16 protein-coding genes and 1 pseudogene are annotated in these 17,425 nt (G+C 65.7%); 11 read left to right on the top strand and 6 right to left on the bottom strand.

Features of this window, described 5'->3' with window-relative positions:
- Positions 1 to 7 precede the first annotated feature (7 nt).
- Genes ACETPF_RS02230 through ACETPF_RS02220 form a run of 3 tightly spaced genes read right to left on the bottom strand, consistent with a single transcriptional unit; the run spans position 8 to position 3,062 of the window.
- Positions 8 to 1,522, bottom strand: a complete 1,515-nt coding sequence (locus ACETPF_RS02230) for a type II and III secretion system protein family protein (RefSeq protein WP_373932633.1) — start codon at positions 1,520 to 1,522, stop codon at positions 8 to 10.
- A 1-nt stretch (position 1,523) separates the two neighbouring features.
- Positions 1,524 to 2,537 carry a Flp pilus assembly protein CpaB gene (gene cpaB, locus ACETPF_RS02225; RefSeq protein ID WP_373932632.1) on the bottom strand — a complete coding sequence of 338 codons (1,014 nt, stop codon included), beginning with the start codon at positions 2,535 to 2,537 and terminating at the stop codon, positions 1,524 to 1,526.
- 51 nt (positions 2,538 to 2,588) lie between these two features.
- The gene (locus ACETPF_RS02220; protein ID WP_373932631.1) at positions 2,589 to 3,062 is read right to left on the bottom strand and encodes an A24 family peptidase; all 474 of its coding nucleotides are present in this window, start codon (positions 3,060 to 3,062) and stop codon (positions 2,589 to 2,591) included.
- A gap of 41 nt (positions 3,063 to 3,103) precedes the next feature.
- Between ACETPF_RS02220 and ACETPF_RS02215 the strand changes: the two genes are divergently transcribed.
- The 3 genes from ACETPF_RS02215 to ACETPF_RS02205 are packed head-to-tail and all read left to right on the top strand — an operon-like array spanning position 3,104 to position 5,382.
- Positions 3,104 to 4,078 carry an alpha/beta fold hydrolase gene (locus ACETPF_RS02215; RefSeq protein ID WP_373932630.1) on the top strand — a complete coding sequence of 325 codons (975 nt, stop codon included), beginning with the start codon at positions 3,104 to 3,106 and terminating at the stop codon, positions 4,076 to 4,078.
- Complete coding sequence (locus ACETPF_RS02210) at positions 4,075 to 5,178, top strand: NAD(P)/FAD-dependent oxidoreductase (RefSeq protein WP_373932629.1); 1,104 nt, start codon at positions 4,075 to 4,077, stop codon at positions 5,176 to 5,178. The genes ACETPF_RS02215 and ACETPF_RS02210 overlap by 4 nt, the downstream gene beginning before the upstream one ends.
- 24 nt (positions 5,179 to 5,202) lie before the next feature.
- Positions 5,203 to 5,382, top strand: coding sequence for a YegP family protein (locus ACETPF_RS02205; RefSeq protein ID WP_373932628.1), 180 nt, complete (start codon positions 5,203 to 5,205; stop codon positions 5,380 to 5,382).
- On the opposite strand, the gene ACETPF_RS02200 is transcribed toward ACETPF_RS02205, so the two are convergent.
- Positions 5,379 to 6,683: a lipopolysaccharide biosynthesis protein gene (locus ACETPF_RS02200; RefSeq protein WP_373932627.1), complete on the bottom strand. Its 1,305-nt coding sequence runs from the start codon at positions 6,681 to 6,683 to the stop codon at positions 5,379 to 5,381. The genes ACETPF_RS02205 and ACETPF_RS02200 overlap by 4 nt on opposite strands.
- 111 nt (positions 6,684 to 6,794) lie before the next feature.
- Between ACETPF_RS02200 and ACETPF_RS02195 the strand changes: the two genes are divergently transcribed.
- Both ACETPF_RS02195 and ACETPF_RS02190 read left to right on the top strand, forming a co-directional pair.
- A complete protein-coding gene (locus ACETPF_RS02195) occupies positions 6,795 to 7,565 on the top strand; it encodes a phosphocholine cytidylyltransferase family protein (RefSeq protein ID WP_373932626.1) in 771 nt (256 codons plus the stop codon).
- Between the two features lie 296 nt (positions 7,566 to 7,861).
- Positions 7,862 to 8,168: pseudogene (locus tag ACETPF_RS02190) on the top strand (GIY-YIG nuclease family protein).
- A gap of 57 nt (positions 8,169 to 8,225) precedes the next feature.
- Here ACETPF_RS02190 and ACETPF_RS02185 read toward each other — a convergent pair.
- Positions 8,226 to 8,654 carry an HIT family protein gene (locus ACETPF_RS02185; protein ID WP_373932625.1) on the bottom strand — a complete coding sequence of 143 codons (429 nt, stop codon included), beginning with the start codon at positions 8,652 to 8,654 and terminating at the stop codon, positions 8,226 to 8,228.
- Complete coding sequence (locus ACETPF_RS02180; RefSeq protein WP_373932624.1) at positions 8,651 to 9,757, bottom strand: CDP-alcohol phosphatidyltransferase family protein; 1,107 nt, start codon at positions 9,755 to 9,757, stop codon at positions 8,651 to 8,653. The genes ACETPF_RS02185 and ACETPF_RS02180 overlap by 4 nt, the downstream gene beginning before the upstream one ends.
- Positions 9,758 to 9,942: 185 nt before the next feature.
- Here ACETPF_RS02180 and ACETPF_RS02175 point away from each other — a divergent pair, with 185 nt between their 5' ends.
- From ACETPF_RS02175 to ACETPF_RS02150, 6 genes are all read left to right on the top strand, one after another.
- Positions 9,943 to 10,731, top strand: a complete 789-nt coding sequence (locus ACETPF_RS02175; RefSeq protein WP_373932623.1) for a succinate dehydrogenase iron-sulfur subunit — start codon at positions 9,943 to 9,945, stop codon at positions 10,729 to 10,731.
- A gap of 1 nt (position 10,732) precedes the next feature.
- Positions 10,733 to 11,194: a PaaI family thioesterase gene (locus ACETPF_RS02170; RefSeq protein WP_373932622.1), complete on the top strand. Its 462-nt coding sequence runs from the start codon at positions 10,733 to 10,735 to the stop codon at positions 11,192 to 11,194.
- The gene (gene zapE / locus ACETPF_RS02165) at positions 11,191 to 12,303 is read left to right on the top strand and encodes a cell division protein ZapE (protein ID WP_373932621.1); all 1,113 of its coding nucleotides are present in this window, start codon (positions 11,191 to 11,193) and stop codon (positions 12,301 to 12,303) included. Before ACETPF_RS02170 ends, zapE begins: the two co-directional genes overlap by 4 nt.
- Before the next feature lie 284 nt (positions 12,304 to 12,587).
- Positions 12,588 to 13,550, top strand: a complete 963-nt coding sequence (gene mdh / locus ACETPF_RS02160; protein ID WP_373932620.1) for a malate dehydrogenase — start codon at positions 12,588 to 12,590, stop codon at positions 13,548 to 13,550.
- A gap of 101 nt (positions 13,551 to 13,651) precedes the next feature.
- A complete protein-coding gene (sucD, locus tag ACETPF_RS02155; protein ID WP_066857545.1) occupies positions 13,652 to 14,536 on the top strand; it encodes a succinate--CoA ligase subunit alpha in 885 nt (294 codons plus the stop codon).
- 90 nt (positions 14,537 to 14,626) lie between these two features.
- Positions 14,627 to 17,422, top strand: a complete 2,796-nt coding sequence (locus ACETPF_RS02150; protein ID WP_373932619.1) for a 2-oxoglutarate dehydrogenase E1 component — start codon at positions 14,627 to 14,629, stop codon at positions 17,420 to 17,422.
- Positions 17,423 to 17,425: the final 3 nt, after the last annotated feature.

Below are 17,425 nucleotides of genomic sequence, written 5' to 3'. Positions count from 1 at the left end.
CCTTCCGTCAGAAGCTGAAGCCGGGGGTCACAGGCCCCTTGCCGGTGGAGCGGGCGGCGACCGGCGGCAGCGGTGCTGCGGCCTGCGGGCCGGGCGCGGGGGCCGGGCCGGTGGGTCCGCGCTGCGGCTTGGTGCCGGGATGGCCGCTGATGCCGTCCTGCCCCTGTTGCAGCAGCAGGCCCTGAAGCTGGGTGGCGTTGCGGAACCCGTCGGTCGGCAGGCGCACGTCCTGCGCGTTCATCGGCTTCACCAGATAGGGAGTGACGACGATCACCAGTTCAGTTTCGTTGCGCTGGAACTGGCGCGACTTGAACAGGCTGCCCAGGATGGGGATGTCGCCCAGGCCCGGCACCTTGTCGACACCGTTGCTGGTTTCCGCGTTGAGCAGGCCCGCGATCATGAAGGCCTGACCCGAGCCCAGTTCGACCGTGGTTTCCGCCGTCCGGCTCTTGAGCGCGGGGATGCTGGCGTTCACCGAGAAGTCGAGGCTCGACACCGTCGGGCGGACGCGCAGGGAAATGCGGCCATCGGCCAGCACCGTAGGCGTGAAGGCGAGCTGCACGCCATATTGCTTGAATTCGATGCTGTTGCCCGAGGACGGCCCGTTATTGACCGTGTAGGGATATTCGCCGCCGGCCAGGAAGCTGGCGGTTTCGCCCGACAGCGAGGTCAGGTTGGGCTGCGCCAGCGTGGTGGCGAGGCCGCTCGATTCGGCAAGATCCAGAGCCCCGGCGACGTCCATGCCAAAAATCTTGGCGATGAAGCCCAGCGAGGTCGTGCCGTCGGTAAGACCGTTGAAGGTCCACGAACGTGTGGTGTTCTGCGGCGCATCGGGGACCGGGCCATTGTCGGTAACAAAGTTGCGGGTCGAGCGGTTGAGATAGCCGCTGAAGCTGCCGCGCCCAGTGCCAAGTCCCATTACGTTCGCGCCAATCTTGTGGCCGACATCCTTGCTGACTTCCGCGATCTTGACCTGAAGCATGACCTGCAACGGCGTCGCCATGCGCAGGCGGCTGACGACGGTCACTTCCTTGCCGACGAACGCCTGGGTCAGGCGTTCCGCCTCGGCCGCGTCCTCGGGCGCCTGAATCGTGCCGGTGAGCAGCACCATGCCGTTCATCTTGTTGACCGCGATGTCGGCGCCCGGCATCGCCAGGCGGAGCATGTCGTCGATGCTGGTCAGGTTGTTGCCGACCCGGACCGTGCCCGAAAACAGCACCTTGCCGTTCTTGGCGGTCGCAAAGACGGTGGTTTCGCCCGCCTTCTTCGCGATCAGGTAGAGCTGGTTCTGCGAGCGGACATGGACGTCCACCACTTCGGGATTGGCGATCACCACGTCCGACATGGCCGAGCCGAGATTGACCACCCGGCTGCCGCCGACCGACATCAGGATCGCATTGTCCTGCGTGCTGGCCGGGGCGGCGTTGAGCGCCGTCGTGGGGGCCGCGACCGCCGCGACCGCCAGGCCGAGCGCGATCGCCGGAGCGGCGAGGCGCGAGGCGCGATTGTGCAAGCTCTTCATCTCACTTACCCCCGACCGGAACTTCGGTCACATTGGTGCCGCGCGCGACGCGGATCACTGGTCCCTTGAAGGCGACGGTGCCGACCGGCGCGCCATTGGCGGCCATCATGGGCGGGATCGGCGCTTCGGCTTTGGCCGGCACGCTGCTGCGCTGGTAGCGCGACACATCGGCGCCGGTGGAATAGGTGGAGCCGCGATCGACCGGGCGCGCCGCGAGCTTCGCGATCAGCGCTTTTTCGGCGTTCGGGTTCGCGCTGCCGGGCAGGTCGACATCGGTGCCGGCGATCGCTGCGTCCAGATCCGACGCATTGTCGGCAATCGAGCGGAGCGACATGCTGAGCGACCCGATGGTCTGCGCGACCGCGATCTTTTCCGCGATCTTGGGCGTCACTTCGACGGTGACGTTGGAATAGGTCTGGACGACCGGCTTGCCGTCCTCGCCCATCGCGTCCATGCGCTGATCGGTGGCGAGCACGCGCAGGTTGCGCAGGATGGTTTCGGAAACCTTGAGCGGTTCGCCTTCGCCGCCGCCCGACACGCTTTGCGTGAGGACGAGGTCGACGCGGTCGCCGGGGAAGACGAAGCCCGCGACCGAGCTTTGCGCCGACACCGGCACCGTCACGGCGCGCATGCCCGGCCCCAATGCGGCGGCGAGGAAGCCGCGATCGCCGGGCTTCACCAGCGCGCCCTGGGTCAGCGGCTGCCCCGCCGTGATGGCGGTCCGCACGACGCTGCCGGCGAGTTTGGCAGGATCGGCCTGACCCTTCAGATAATAGACCTGTTCGACCAGATCCTTGGGCCAGGGCTGGAAACGGAAGCTTTCCGCGTCGAGGATGGTGCCGACCGGCAAAGCCTTGGTCGCGACCAGGACGTGCGGCAGTTCCGCCTCGTTCGGCATGGCCGCAGCGTTGACCTGCGGCGCGCTCGATGAACTCAACATGCTGCGCGCAAGCAAGGCGGTAGTGACCGCTATGATAAGCGCCCCCACCAGCAGCACGATCTTCTTAGCGTCCATGACGAAATTCGCCTCCCTCAAATGGGTGCACTGCCCCCAGCACCCCGTTCATCACGCAAATTGGTTAAGATATCGTTCGCCAAGTACCCACAAACCGGCGATGGAAATGGCAACGCCGTAGGGTATTTCGGGCTGGCCCGGCTTTCTGGCGATCCTGTGGTGGACGATCGTGACGAGCGTCACGAGGCCGCCCAGCATCGCCATCAGCACGAGCAGCGACAGGGTCACCTGCCACGGGAACCAGAGCGCCAGCGCGCCCAGTAGCTTGACATCGCCCCCGCCCATCAGGCCGAAGGCGAAGAGCGCAGCGAACAGGGCGAACACGACCGCTCCCGTGAGCAGTTGGATCGCCATATCGGGCCATGGCGACACGCCGCAGGCGACCCACCAGGGCAGCGCCAGCAGCGCGATCGCCAGATTGAGCCGGTTGGAGATGATGCGCGCGCGCAGGTCCGTGATCGCCGCGACGATCAGCAGCGCGCCCAGGGCGCCTATCAGCGCCAGTCTGAAAAAATCCCCCGACATGGGCCTAGTCCCTAGACCAGATGGCTTACCAAAGCGTAACCATGCGCCCCATGGATTCGCCCGATTTCACCGGCCTTGCAGCCGTGCCGGCCTTCGACCGGCGTGCCTGGCCGATGGGTGGCCGGCTGGATTACTGGACCGCGCCGGACGGCTGGCCGATCCGCCGCTATCGCCTGGGGAACGGCGCGCGGGGACGGATGCTCGTGGTGGGCGGGCGCGGCGACATGATCGAGAAATATCTCGAAGTCATCCATCACTGGGCGGAGCGGGGCTGGGCGGTCACCAGCTTCGACTGGCGCGGGCAGGGCGGATCGGGGCGACTGACCGGCGATCCCTTGTGCGGGCATATCGGGGATTTCGGCGACTGGATCGCGGACTTGAGCGCGCTCGCCGCCGAGTGGCGGGCTGAGGGGCAGGGGCCGAGCGTGATGGTCGCGCATTCGATGGGCGGGCATATGCTGCTGCGCGCGCTCGTGGAGGGGCTGGAGCCGCCCGATGCCGTGGTCCTTACAGCGCCGATGCTGGGGCTGCACAGCGCGCCGCTGCCGCTGTGGCTGGCGCATCTGGTCGCGCGGGCGATGGTGGCGCTGGGGCAGGGCGAAAAGCAGGCCTGGACCCAGAAGGAAGGATCGGAGCGGCTGAACCGTATCCGGCAGAAAAGGCTGACCCACGATCCCGAACGCTATGCCGACGAATTGTGGTGGCGCGACCATAGTCGCGACGTGGCGCTGGGGCCGCCGAGCTGGAACTGGGTATTGCAGGCGTTGGAATCGACGCGGGCGATGGCGCGAGCCGATGCCGTGCCGGGGATCAGGGGGCCGATGCTGATCCTGGCGACGAAGGCGGATGCATTGGTATCGACGCCGGCGATCCGGGCGATGGCGGCGCGCATTCCGCACGTGCGGCTGCATGTCTATGGCAAGGAGGCGGCGCACGAGATTTTGCGCGAGCTCGACCCGGTGCGGATCGACGCGCTGCGGCGGATCGACGCCTTTCTGGACGAGGTCGCGCGGTGAGCCGGCCAGATATCGTGATCGTGGGCGCGGGCATGGCGGGCGCGAGCCTGGGCGCGGAACTGGCCGCGTTCGCCAAGGTGACGATCCTGGAGATGGAGGAACGGGCCGGATATCATTCCACCGGGCGTTCGGTCGCTTTCTGGGAGGAGACCTACGGCGGGCCGGCGGTGCAGCCGCTGACGACGGCGTCGGGGGCCATGCTCGCCGCGCCCGATCCCGATTTCCATGACGGGAGCTTCCTGTCGCCGCGCGGCTCGCTGCATATCGGGCGGGCGGGGGACGAGGGACTGCGCGACGCGATGATCGCCGAATTTGCCGGCATGGTCGATTTGCGGCCGGTCGATCCCCAGGCGCTGGTGCCGGGATTGCGGCCCGAATGGACGGTGGGCCTGATGGAGGCGAGTTGCCGGGACATCGACGTGGCGGGGCTGCACCAGGCCTATTTGCGGCGCTTTCGGCGGCGGGGGGGCGACATCCGGCTGGCGGCGGCGCTGGAGGCAGCGCGGCGGCAGGGCGATGGCTGGCGGATCGAGACGCGCGATGGGGCGATCGATTGCGGGCTGATCGTCAATGCGGCCGGGTCTTGGGCGGACCAAGTGGCGATCGCCTGCGGGGTCGCGCCGATCGGCATCGCCCCGCTGCGGCGAACGGTGGTGCAGATCACATGCCCCGATCTGCCTTCGCCCGACCTGCCGCTGATCATGGACCTGGCGCAGCGTTTCTATTTCAAGCCCGAGGGACCGGGGCGGCTGTGGCTGACGCCCCATGACGAGGAGCCCTCGCTCCCCTGCGACGCCGCCCCGGAGGAGATGGCGGTGGCGCAGGCGATCGCCCGGTTCGAGGGCGCGGTCGACTGGCGGATCGGCGGGGTCGAGCATAAGTGGGCGGGGTTGCGGAGCTTTTCGCCCGATCGCGCGCCCGTTTACGGGTTCGATCCTGAGGCGCCGGGCTTCTTCTGGTTCGCGGGGCAGGGCGGCTTCGGCATTCAGACCGCGCCGGCGGCGGCCATGATCGGCGCGGCGTTGCTGGGCGGGGCGGCGCTGCCGCCGGCGCTTGCCAGCATCGATGCGGCGGCCTATTCTCCGGCACGATTTCGATGACGCAACGACTTTGGGGAGGCAGGCATGGCGCACAAGTTCGTGATCGAAAAGAACAAGGCGGGCGAGTTCGTCGCCAAGTTCAAATATAATAGCGAAACGATCTTCTGGACCGAAGGCTATGCCAGCAAGGCGGGCGCGAAGAACGCGATCGAGTCGATCCAGAAGAACGGCCCCGGCGCGGCGATCGACGACCTGACCGACTAGGCGCGCAGCGCCCGGCGGCTGGCAAGGCCCATCATCGCGAAACCGGCGAGCGCCGCGACGATGTTGGCCATCGCCGCGCCTTTGGTGCCGTAGAGCGGCAGCAGCGCGGCTTGCAGGCCGAGCAGCAGCAGCGTCGAGACGAAGGTGATCCGTAGCGACAGGCCGGCGCGGTCGGTCGCCATCAGCAGCGGGCGATAGCTGACGCCGATCAGGTCGATGCAGGCCGCGATCCCCAGCATCAAAAGCAGCGGATAGGCAGGAAGAAATTCGCGCCCGGCGATGAGGCCGAGCAGCAGGTGGCCGATGGCGACGATCAGCAGGATGATAACCGCGCCGGCCGCCAGCGCCAGCTTGTTCGTGCGGCGGAACAGTGCGCCGAGCGCTTCGGCGCCGTGCGTGCTGGTGCGCGACAGTTCGACGAAGATGCTGCGTGAGAGGAGGCTGCTGATCTTCGTCAGCGAATTGGCGAGCTGGTTGGCGAGGCGGTAGAGGCCGGCGCCCGCCGGGCCGACGAAGCCGCCGACGATCAGCACCGCGACCTGCTGTCCCACCGAGGTGAGGCTGGTCTGGAGATTGGTGGCGGTCAAAAAGCCGACGATGCCGGGATTTTCGCGGGGCGCGTCGAGCGCCCGGCCCGCGCGCCAGTGGCCGATGCGGCCGCGCCCGACCTTCAGCGCCAGATACCAGTAGCTGATCGCGCAGAGCAGTTCGGAAAAGCCCCAGGCGATGAGGAATCCCGCGATGGTCGGCGCGAAGGCCAGCGCCAGCGCGGCGCCGATCATCCGGCCGACCGGGATCATGGTTTCGGCAAGCGCGGCGGACCCGAAGCGGTCGAACAGGCGCAGCACGCCGGTCGGGCTGGAGCGGATGGTGATCATCGTCACCATGCAGAACAGCCAGACCTGAAGCGCCATTCCGGGGCCGAGATCGAGCATATGGCCGAAGAAGAGGAGGATGCCCGCCGCGATCGCCCCACCCGCCACCGCCGAGGCGAGGTCGATCAGGATGCAGAAGCGCAGCACCCGGTTGAGGGCGTCGCCGTTCCCCGCCGCCAGATGCGGCTGGCCGTAGCGCACGACGATCTGCCAGCTGTCGAAGCTGACCAATGTCTTGATGACCTGCGCGGCGCTCAACACCAGGGCGAAGCGGCCGAAATCGGCGACGCCCAGCGTCCGGGTGACGATGGCGAGATAGACGAGGCTGAGCACCGCGCCCACGCCCTTGCCGCCCAGCAGCCATCCGGTGTTCGCCAGGATGCGCGCGAACCCGTCCCCCGCCGCGCCCGGCTTGCGCTTGAACATCACTCGCTGAACGGCCCCTCGCTGGCGTGCTGATAGCGCGCTGTAGGCCAGCGTTTCGGCCAGCGCAAACGCCGCCTTTTTTTCGGCCAGATTTCGCTCTACAGCGCGGCGATGACCATTACCAAAGCCATCATCCTGTCCGCCGGCCAGGGATCGCGCCTGCTGCCGCTGACCCGCGACATCCCCAAATGCATGATCGATTTCAACGGCCGCAGTCTGATCAGCTGGCAGGTGGCGGCGCTGGTGGCGAACGGGGTGACGGATATCGTGGTCGTGACAGGATTCCGCACCGAGCGGGTCGAGGACCATGCGCTGCAACTCTACCGCGACACCGGGGCGCGCATCCGCACCGTCTTCAACCCCTTCTTTCAGGTCGCCGACAATCTTGGCACCTGCTGGATCGTGCGGGAGGAGATGGACCGCGATTTCATCATCCTGAACGGCGACACGATCATTTCGGACGAGATCGTCGCGCGGCTGATCGCCGGGGCGACGGATGCGATCACGGTTACCGTCGATGTGAAGCCCGACGGCGACTATGACGATGATGACATGAAGGTCAGCCGGGACGACGACGGGCGGCTGCGCGCCATCGGCAAAAGGCTGCTGCCGCCCGACACCAACGCCGAGTCGATCGGGATGCTGGCCTTCACCGGCGAAGGACCGGCGATCTTCCGCAACCAGATCGACCAGATGATGCGGACGCCCGAAGGGGTCGAGCGCTGGTATCTGCGCGCCATCGACATCATCGCCAAGGGCAACCGCGTCGGCACCGTGTCGATCGAGGGGCTGGCGTGGCAGGAGGTCGATTTCCCGCAGGATGTCGAGGCGGCGACGGCGCTGACGGCGCAGTGGATGGCGCAGGGGCGTTATCGCGGCTGAGCTGCCGCAGGCGTTCCTACGAAGTTCACACCGTTGCAGGGCTTTTCGGGCCTTATGCGCCCGCGACGCGCCACCCAAGCGTCTGCGACGCGTCCCTTCCAACAGAATGGCAACAGTCCCGCGCTGCGAGCGTTCGGCGGCGGCAGGGGGGACGAGCGGTTCCGGGATCATCCGACAGGATAGATCAGAGATAATCCTACTTTGAAAGGGGGGGATAGGCTGGATGCTGATCTGGAAGTGATTGCCCTCGTCACCCCGGGCTTGACCCGGGGTCCCGCTTTTTTGAGGCTCGACGAATGACGGGGGATGATCGTCACGGCGGCCGGGTCTATATGATGGCCGATCGATATCGCGGTGCGATATATGTCGGCGTGACAGCGGATATTGTCGCGCATATATGAGCATCGTAGCGGCACTGGCTCGGACTTCTGCAGGCGTTATGGATTGAATCGCCTGGTATGGACGGAGGGGGGCGACGATATTCGCGCCTGCATCGAGCAGGAGAAGCGGATAAAGCGGTGGAAACGCAGCCGGAAATTCGATCTGATCAAGCGCGCCAATCCCGACTGGCGGGATATGTCCGACATGTTGTTCAAAGAATAGCGGGACCCCGGCTCAAGGCCGGGGTGACGAGCGCATTCTTTTTCGCTTTCCCTACAGTTATCTGTCGACCCATCCTTTCAGCCAATCCCGCACCGCCGCCATGTCGCCGTCCAGCTTGACCGCAGCACCGAGGTCCGGCTGTCCGGGCCAGCCTGCATCGGGCACCGTCACGCCGCCGCCGCTGCGGGCGCCTTCGTAGCGGGGGATGACGTGGAAATGGACGTGGGGGTCGACCATCATCAGCATCAGATAGTTGATCTTCGCATAGTCCACCGCCTCGCGCAGGGCGGCCTCGATCATAGCGGTGACGGTCTTGAGTTCGGCATGGGCGGTGGCGGGGAGGTCGCCAAAGGCGGTGGCGTCGCTCCTGGCCGCCAACACCAGCGATCCGAGCGTCGGCTGGGCGGGGCGGAGCAGGACCAGCCAATGGTCGAATTCCGCCACCAGGGTCGCGGGCCAGCCGAATTTTTCGATCGTCGCGTTCATAGCGCCGCCTCCGCCTCGTCCATCCAGCTGACGATCGGCCTGCCTGACAACGTCATGACATAAGCCTGCGCCAGGCGGACGGCGTGGACGATCAGCGAGAGGATCGTCCACCAGGCGAGCGCAATCAGGCCGATGTCGGGCCGCCCGAACAGCAGCGACACGAACAGGATCACCATATTGGGGTTGCGGCGTGCGGTGATGAGGCGGAACCAGCTGTCGAACGGCCGCCAGACATGGATGTGCATCCCGCCAAAGGAGCGCATGAACGCGCCCTCGATCAGCCGTTGCAGCACATAGCCCGCGACGACCGCGCCCATGACGAAGCGGAAATCGGCGGGCGAAAGCGGCAGGCCCCAATAGACGAGGCCGGTGCCCCAGAAATACCACCAGAAGGGCGGGTGGACGAGGTCGACGCCATGGTCGATCACATTGCCCCATTTGGACGAGGTGATGGTGCAGCGGGCGAGCTTTCCGTCGACGGTGTCGAGCACCATGAAGATGAAGCCGGCCAGAAAGCCGCTCCAGTACAGGCCCTTCGCGAACAGGAAGGTCGCCAGGATGCAGAGGGCGACGCCGATGACCGACACCATGTTGGGCGTCATCCGCAGTTGCGCGGCGATGCGGGTCAGGATGAGCGCGAGTTCGGGCCAGAGATATTTGGTGAGCAGGTCGGTGACGCCCTTGTAGGCGCCGAAATAGCTTTGCCGTTCGATCGCGCGGCGGGTGGCTGGGTTGAGGTCGCGCACCATCGGCTGTTCGAGCTTGCGCAGCGCGCGGTTGTAGAGCTTGCGCCCGTCGGACAGATCGATGATGTGCGGCGCGGCGGCGGGATCGCTGCCTTGCGCCACCTGACCGACGATCGGTGCCTCCCCCCAGGTGAAGAGCGTGCCCGGCGTATCGAGCGCAAGCCGCAGCAGCAGCGGGTCGAACGCATAGGCGAGATTGAACAGAAGTTCATGGCCCGGCGCGAGGCGGCCGCCGCTCTTGGCCGCGCTTTCCGCCATGCGGCGGTTGCGTTCGGCATTGGACATGCCCCAGATCGGCGTCGCATTGTCGCCGATCAGGCGGACGGGGCCGAGGTTGGTGGTGATCGTCTGGCTCATGCGGGCTTTCGGAAGGGTCGCAGGTGGCCTGCTGCATTGCCATGCTCGCCGCGCTTTGCAAGTCGTTCGCGCGGAGGGCAGGGCGGGATTGGGCGATATGCCCCATAGTCGGTGCTGGACCTTTGCCTATTTTTTGTTATGCGCTCCCCCACGCATGTTTTGACATCATTGAGGCTGGAACCGCGATGGCCGAATTTTCTCTGCCCAAGAACAGCAAGATCAACGGCAAGGGCACGACCCACAAGGCGCCCGAGGGGGCGACCAACGTCCGCAGCTTCAAAGTCTATCGCTATGATCCCGACTCGGGCGCGAATCCGCGCTACGACACGTTCGAGGTCGACCTCGACACCTGCGGCCCGATGGTTCTGGACGCGCTGCTGAAGATCAAGAATGAATATGATCCCACGGTGACGTTCCGCCGTTCCTGCCGCGAGGGGATTTGCGGCAGCTGCTCGATGAACATGAACGGCAAGAACGGCCTCGCCTGCACCACCGCGATCGAGGAGTGCGCGGGCAAGGAGGTGCAGATCACCCCGTTGCCGCACATGGATGTCATCAAGGATCTGGTGCCGGACTTCACGCATTTCTACGCGCAGTACAACAGCATCAAGCCGTGGCTGCAAACCGTCAGCCCCGCGCCGAGCGGCAAGGAGCGGCTCCAGTCGCCGGAGGATCGCGAGAAGCTCGACGGCCTCTACGAGTGCATCCTGTGCGCCTGCTGCTCGACCAGCTGCCCGAGCTACTGGTGGAACAGCGACAAGTTCCTGGGTCCGGCGATCCTGCTTCAGGCCTATCGCTGGCTGGCGGACAGCCGCGACGAATATACCGGCGAGCGGCTGGACGAGCTGGAAGACCCGTTCCGTCTCTATCGCTGCCACACCATCATGAACTGCGCGAACGTCTGTCCCAAGGGCCTCAGCCCCGCCAAGGCGATCGCCGAAACCAAGAAGATGATGGTCGAGCGGCAGCTGTAAGTTGGCGAGTGACGGCGTTGCCGGCGGAACCCCGCTGACCGAAGGCAAATGGACAGGCTGGGCCGCATGGTCCGACCCCGAGCCAGACACGTTCCTCCAGTCGATCGGGCGCGGACATATGCGCGCGCTCGGTCCGGCCAAGGCGCTGGTGGCGATCGAGACGCGGCAGGGGCACCGCAACCGGCTGGATACATTGCACGGCGGCTTCGTCGCGGCTTTTGCCGACCACGCCTATTTCGGCGCGCTGTGGATCATGGGGCACAAGGATCAGGTCAATGGCGTGACCATTGACCTATCGATGCAATATCTGGGCGCGGGCAAGGTCGGTCGCGATCTGGTGGCCGAAGTGGAGGTGCTGCGTGAAACCGGCCGGCTCTTCTTCCTGCGGATGCTGATTACCCAGGACGGCGAGCCGGTCGCCGCCTCTACCGCGACCGTCCGCAAGGCGCCGACTCCCCGGTGACGACTGTGCTTGCCCGCTACGACGCGCTCGTCGCGGGCGGCGAATTGCGGCCGGACCCGGACCAGCGCGCCGCGGCCGAGCGGCTCGATCGGCTGCAACGGGAACTAGAAGCGGTGCCGGCACGGGGATCGACGCTCTGGAAGCTGCTGCGGAAAGCACCCGAGCCGCCGCGCGGCCTCTATATGTGGGGCGGGGTGGGCCGCGGCAAATCGATGCTGATGGACTTGTTCTTCGATACCGTACAGGTCAAGCGCAAGAAGCGGGCGCATTTCCACGAATTCATGCTCGACGTCCACGCCCGGCTGGCCGAGGCGCGCAAGTCCGAGACGGGCGATCCGATCCCGCCGGTCGTGGAGTCGCTGGCGGACGAGGCGCGGCTGCTCTGCTTTGACGAGATGGTGGTGAACAACATGGCCGATGCGGCAATCATGTCGCGGCTGTTCACGGGCCTCATGGAAAAGCGGGTGACGATCGTCACCACGTCCAACCGTGTGCCCGACGATCTCTACAAGGACGGGCTGAACCGCCAGCTTTTCCTGCCGTTCATCGACCTCATCAAGGTGAAGCTGGACGTGCTGAGCCTCAACGGGCCGACCGATTATCGGCGCGACCGGCTGGGCGACGCGACGCTCTGGCACTGCCCCAACGGGCCGGAGGCGACGGCGGCGCTGAGCGCGGCGTTCTTCCGCCTGACCGACCATGCGGTCGAGGATCGGGCGAAGGTGCCGGCGGAGGACATCAAGGTGCAGGGCGGGCGGACGCTGCATGTGCCCAAGAGCCTGAAGGGCGTCGCCGTATTCTCCTTCAAGCGGCTGTGCGTCGAGGCGCGCGGCGCGCCCGACTATCTGGCGATCGCGCGCAAATATCATACGGTCATCATCGTCGGCATTCCGGTGCTGGGGCCGGAGAGGCGCAACGAGGCGGCGCGCTTCGTGACGCTGATTGACTCCCTTTACGAATATAAGGTCAAGCTGCTGGCGGCGGCGGATGCCTCGCCCGCGCGGCTGTATCCGGAAGGGGATGGCGCGTTCGAGTTCGAGCGGACCGTGTCGCGGCTGATGGAGATGCAGTCGGACGAGTATCTGGCGCTGGGTCACGGGCCGAAATAGCCTTCCCCCCTTTCGGGCTACCATTCATTTCACCGCAACTTTGCGCGCGCAAAAGGGGCCGGGCGCGCCCGAGGACATGCGCGCCCGGCAGGGTAGCCTTGGAGGGAAGGCTCGCGGCCAGGGTAGGAGCCGGCGAGCGACAGGCTGTGTCCGGCCTTTAATGCAATTGCGAACCAATTGCAAAGATAATTTGGGCGTGGCGGATTTCCTAGGTTGAAACCCCCCGCTGAAGGGCGTAGGCGAGCCGGCAATTCCAAATGTCACGACTTGGAGGATGACAGCATATGGCCCGTAAGAAGATCGCGCTGATCGGCGCTGGCAATATCGGCGGCACGCTCGCGCACCTGGCGGCGCTCAAGGGTCTGGGCGACATCGTCCTGTTCGACGTGGTCGAGGGCATACCGCAGGGCAAGGCGCTGGACCTGTCCCAGTGCGGGCCGGTCGAAGGCTTCGACGCGAAGATCACGGGTTCCAACGACTATGCCGACATCAAGGACGCCGATGTCATCATCGTCACCGCCGGTGTCGCCCGCAAGCCGGGCATGAGCCGCGACGACCTGCTGGGCATCAACCTCAAGGTCATGAAGGCGGTGGGCGAGGGCATTCGCGATAACGCGCCCAATGCCTTCGTCATCTGCATCACCAACCCGCTCGACGCGATGGTGTGGGCGCTGCGCGAATTTTCCGGCCTGCCGCACAACAAGGTCGTCGGCATGGCCGGCGTGCTGGATTCGGCGCGCTTCAGCCACTTCCTGGCCGAAGAATTCCAGGTGTCGGTGAAGGAAGTGAACAGCTTCGTGCTGGGCGGCCATGGCGACACGATGGTGCCGGTGCCCGCCTATTCGACCATTGCGGGCATCCCGATCCCCGACCTCATCAAGATGGGCCGTTCCACCCAGGAGCGGATCGACGCGATCGTCGCGCGCACCCGCTCGGGCGGCGGCGAGATCGTCGGCCTGCTCAAGACCGGGTCGGCCTTCTACGCGCCCGCGACCAGCGGCATCGCGATGGCCGAAGCCTATCTCTACGACCAGAAGCGCCTGCTGCCCTGCGCGGCGCACCTGACCGGCCAATATGGCGTCGATGACCTCTATGTCGGCGTGCCGGTGATCATCGGTGCGGGCGGCGTCGAGCAGGTCGTCGAGATCGAACTGGACGAGACGGCCAAGGGCTATCTTCAGGTGTCGATCGACGCGGTCAAGGAACTGCTGGTCGCCTGCAAGGGCATCGACAGCACGCTCGCCTGATTTTCAACGAACCTGCACCGTTACGCCTCAGGTAAGTGCGCAGCCTGGGGCGTAGCGCTTTTCGACCAAGTGCCACTTCCACAGAAGCAAAGGGACACCGAATGTCCATTCTGGTGAACAAGAACACCAAGGTCATTACCCAGGGGATGACCGGCGCCACCGGCACCTTCCATACCGAGCAGGCGCTGGCATACGGCACGCAGATGGTCGGCGGCGTGACGCCGGGCAAGGGCGGCACGACGCATATCGGCCTGCCGATGTTCGACACGGTGGCCGAAGCCAAGAGCAAGACCGGCGCGGACGCTTCGGTCATCTACGTGCCGCCGCCGTTCGCCGCGGACTCGATCCTGGAAGCGATCGACGCGGAAATTCCGCTGATCGTGTGCATCACCGAAGGCATTCCGGTGCTGGACATGGTGCGCGTGAAGCGCGCCCTGTCGGGCAGCAAGTCGCGCCTGATCGGGCCCAACTGCCCCGGCGTCCTGACCCCCAACGAATGCAAGATCGGCATCATGCCGGGGTCCATCTTCTCAAAGGGCAGCGTCGGCGTAGTGTCGCGTTCGGGCACGCTGACCTATGAGGCGGTGTTCCAGACCACCAACGCGGGCCTGGGCCAGACCACCGCGGTCGGCATTGGCGGCGATCCGGTCAACGGCACCAACTTCATCGACGTGCTGGAACTGTTCCTGGCCGACGACGCCACCGAATCGATCATCATGATCGGCGAAATCGGCGGCGACGCGGAAGAGCAGGCCGCCCAGTTCCTGATCGACGAGGCCAAGAAGGGCCGCAAGAAGCCGATGGCCGGCTTCATCGCGGGCCGCACGGCGCCTCCGGGCCGTCGCATGGGCCATGCCGGCGCGATCGTGTCGGGCGGCAAGGGCGACGCGGAAAGCAAGATCGCGGCGATGGAAGCGGCCGGCATCAAGGTCGCCGCCAGCCCGTCCGAACTGGGATCGACGCTGGTCGAGGTCTTGAAGGGGTAAGATAACTCCTACATATACACGCGGCCGGGCTGCACCCCGGCCGCTCTTCTCCCGTCTCCGCGACTGCACGCGGCTGGGATGGTACAAACGATGGGTTATGAAAACCAGGAATTCGAGATCGAGCGCGGCCCGAGCTGGGCGCGCGACAATTGGCCGCTCAACGATACGGACGATCTGACCGGGGCGCTGGACCCCACGCAGATGCAGGTGGCGGTCAAGGCCGCCGCCAAGAGCGCGGGCAAGGCCGTGTCCGACAGCGACGCCGTCGCCGCCGCCGATGACGCGATCCGGGCGCAGCTGCTGATCCGCACCTATCGCGTCCGCGGGCATCTCGCCGCCAATCTCGACCCGCTGGGCCTCACCAAGCGCGACCTGCCGGCTGACCTGACGCCGGAATATCATGGCCTGAACGATCCCGGCAAGAAGATCTATCTCGGCGGCACGCTGGGGCTGCAATATGCGACCGTGGCGGAGATCGTGTCGATCCTGCGCGCCAATTATTGCGGCAATGTGGGCCTAGAATATATGCACATCGCCGACGTGGAGGAGCGCCGTTTCCTCCAGGAGCGGCTGGAGGGCAAGGACAAGGAGATCATCTTCACGCCCGAGGGCAAGAAGGCGATCATGGCCAAGGTCATCCAGGCCGAGCAATATGAGAAGTTCCTGGGCCGCAAATATGTCGGCACCAAACGCTTCGGCCTCGACGGCGGCGAATCCATGATCCCCGCGCTCGAAGCCGTCATCAAATATGGCGGCCAGTCGGGTGTGCGCGAGATCGTGTTCGGCATGGCGCATCGCGGCCGCCTGAACGTGCTGGCGAACGTGATGGCCAAGGGCTTCCGCGTCATCTTCCACGAATTTTCGGGCGGCACCGCCAACCCGGAAGACGTCGGCGGATCGGGCGACGTGAAGTATCACCTTGGCACCTCGACCGATCGCGAGTTCGACGGGATCAAGGTGCATATGTCGCTGGTTCCGAACCCTTCGCACCTCGAAACCGTCGATCCGGTGGTGCTGGGCAAGGTGCGCGCGCAGCAGACCTTCCGCGACGATCTGGGCAAGCATGACCAGGTGCTGCCCGTGCTGATCCATGGCGACGCGGCCTTCGCGGGCCAGGGCATCGTGTGGGAATGCTTCGGCTTCTCGGGCGTCCCCGGTTACAACACCGGCGGCTGCGTCCACTTCATCGTCAACAACCAGATCGGCTTCACGACCAGCCCGCAATTCTCGCGCGGTTCGCCCTATCCCAGCGATGTCGCTAAGGGCGTTCAGGCGCCGATCCTGCACGTCAATGGCGACGATCCCGAAGCCGTGACCTTCGCGTGCAAGCTGGCGATGGAATATCGCCAGACCTTCCACCGCGACGTCGTGATCGACATGTGGTGCTATCGCCGCTTTGGTCATAACGAGGGCGACGAGCCGGGCTTCACCCAGCCGCTGATGTACAAGGAAATCCGTCAGCACGCCCCCGTGAGCGATGTCTATGCCGCACGGCTGAAAGCGCAGGGGGTGATCGATGACGCCTTCGTCGCCGAGCAGACCGACGGTTTCGTCGCGCATCTGGAGGAAGAGTTCGAGGCCGCCAAGAGCTATAAGGCGAACAAGGCGGATTGGTTCGCCGGTCGCTGGTCTGGCCTGCACAAGCCCGCCGATGCCGAAACCGCGCGGCAGAGCGTGGATTCGGCGATCAGCAGCAAGCTGTTCGACAGCCTGGGCAAGACGCTGACGACGGTGCCCGAGGGCCTCAATGTCCACAAGACGCTGACCCGCGTGCTGGCCGCCAAGGCGGAAATGTTCAAGACCGGCGAGAATTTCGACTGGGCGACGGGTGAAGCGCTGGCTTTTGGTTCGCTATTGTCGGAAGGCTATGGCGTGCGCCTGTCGGGGCAGGATTCGGGGCGCGGCACCTTCAGCCATCGTCACGCGGTCTGGACCGATCAGGACAGCGAGAAAAAATATATCCCGCTGTCGACCGTGCCGCACGGCCGGTTCGAGGTGCTGGATTCGCCCTTGTCCGAATATGGGGTGCTGGGCTTCGAATATGGCTATGCCTTGGCGGACCCCAAGAGCCTGGTCATCTGGGAAGCGCAGTTCGGCGATTTCGCCAATGGCGCGCAGATCATCTTCGACCAGTATATCGCCTCGTCGGAGACCAAGTGGCTGCGCTCCAACGGGCTCGTCTGCCTGCTGCCGCACGGCTATGAGGGGCAGGGGCCGGAGCATAGCTCGGCGCGTCTGGAGCGCTATCTCCAGCTGTGCGCCGAAGGGAATATCCAGGTCGCGAACATCACGACCCCGGCCAATTATTTCCACGCGCTGCGCCGGCAGATGCTGCGCCCGTTCCGCAAGCCGCTGATCATCATGGCGCCCAAGTCGCTGCTGCGGCACAAGGCGGCGGTGAGCAAGGCCGAGGATTTCCTGGGCGAAACGCAGTTCAAGCGCATCCTGTCCGACCCCAATGCGGCGGCGGATACGGAAACCAGGCGGCTGGTGCTGTGTTCGGGCAAGGTGTTTTACGACCTGGCCGACGCGCGGGACGCGGCGGGCGACACGGATGTCCAGATCGTCCGCATGGAGCAGATCTATCCCTTCGCCACCGAAGCGCTGGCGATCCGCATCGCCCGCATGACCGCCCTGGAGGAGGTGGTGTGGTGCCAGGAGGAGCCGCGCAACAATGGCGCGTGGTTCTTCGTCGAGCCCTATATCGAGGAAGCGCTGGCCAAGGCCGGCAAGGCGCCGATGCGCGCCCGCTACGCCGGTCGCAAGGCGTCCGCCTCGCCCGCCACGGGCCTGGCGTCGCGCCACGTGTCCGAACAGGGCGCGCTCGTCGCCGATGCGCTGGGTCACAGCGTCCGCACCGAAATCCGTCGCCAGAAGAAAGGCTGACAG

It is taken from the genome of Sphingobium agrisoli, from assembly GCF_041877245.1.
In the GTDB taxonomy this organism is placed as follows: domain Bacteria; phylum Pseudomonadota; class Alphaproteobacteria; order Sphingomonadales; family Sphingomonadaceae; genus Sphingobium.
This window is presented reverse-complemented; position numbering and strand designations above follow the sequence as displayed.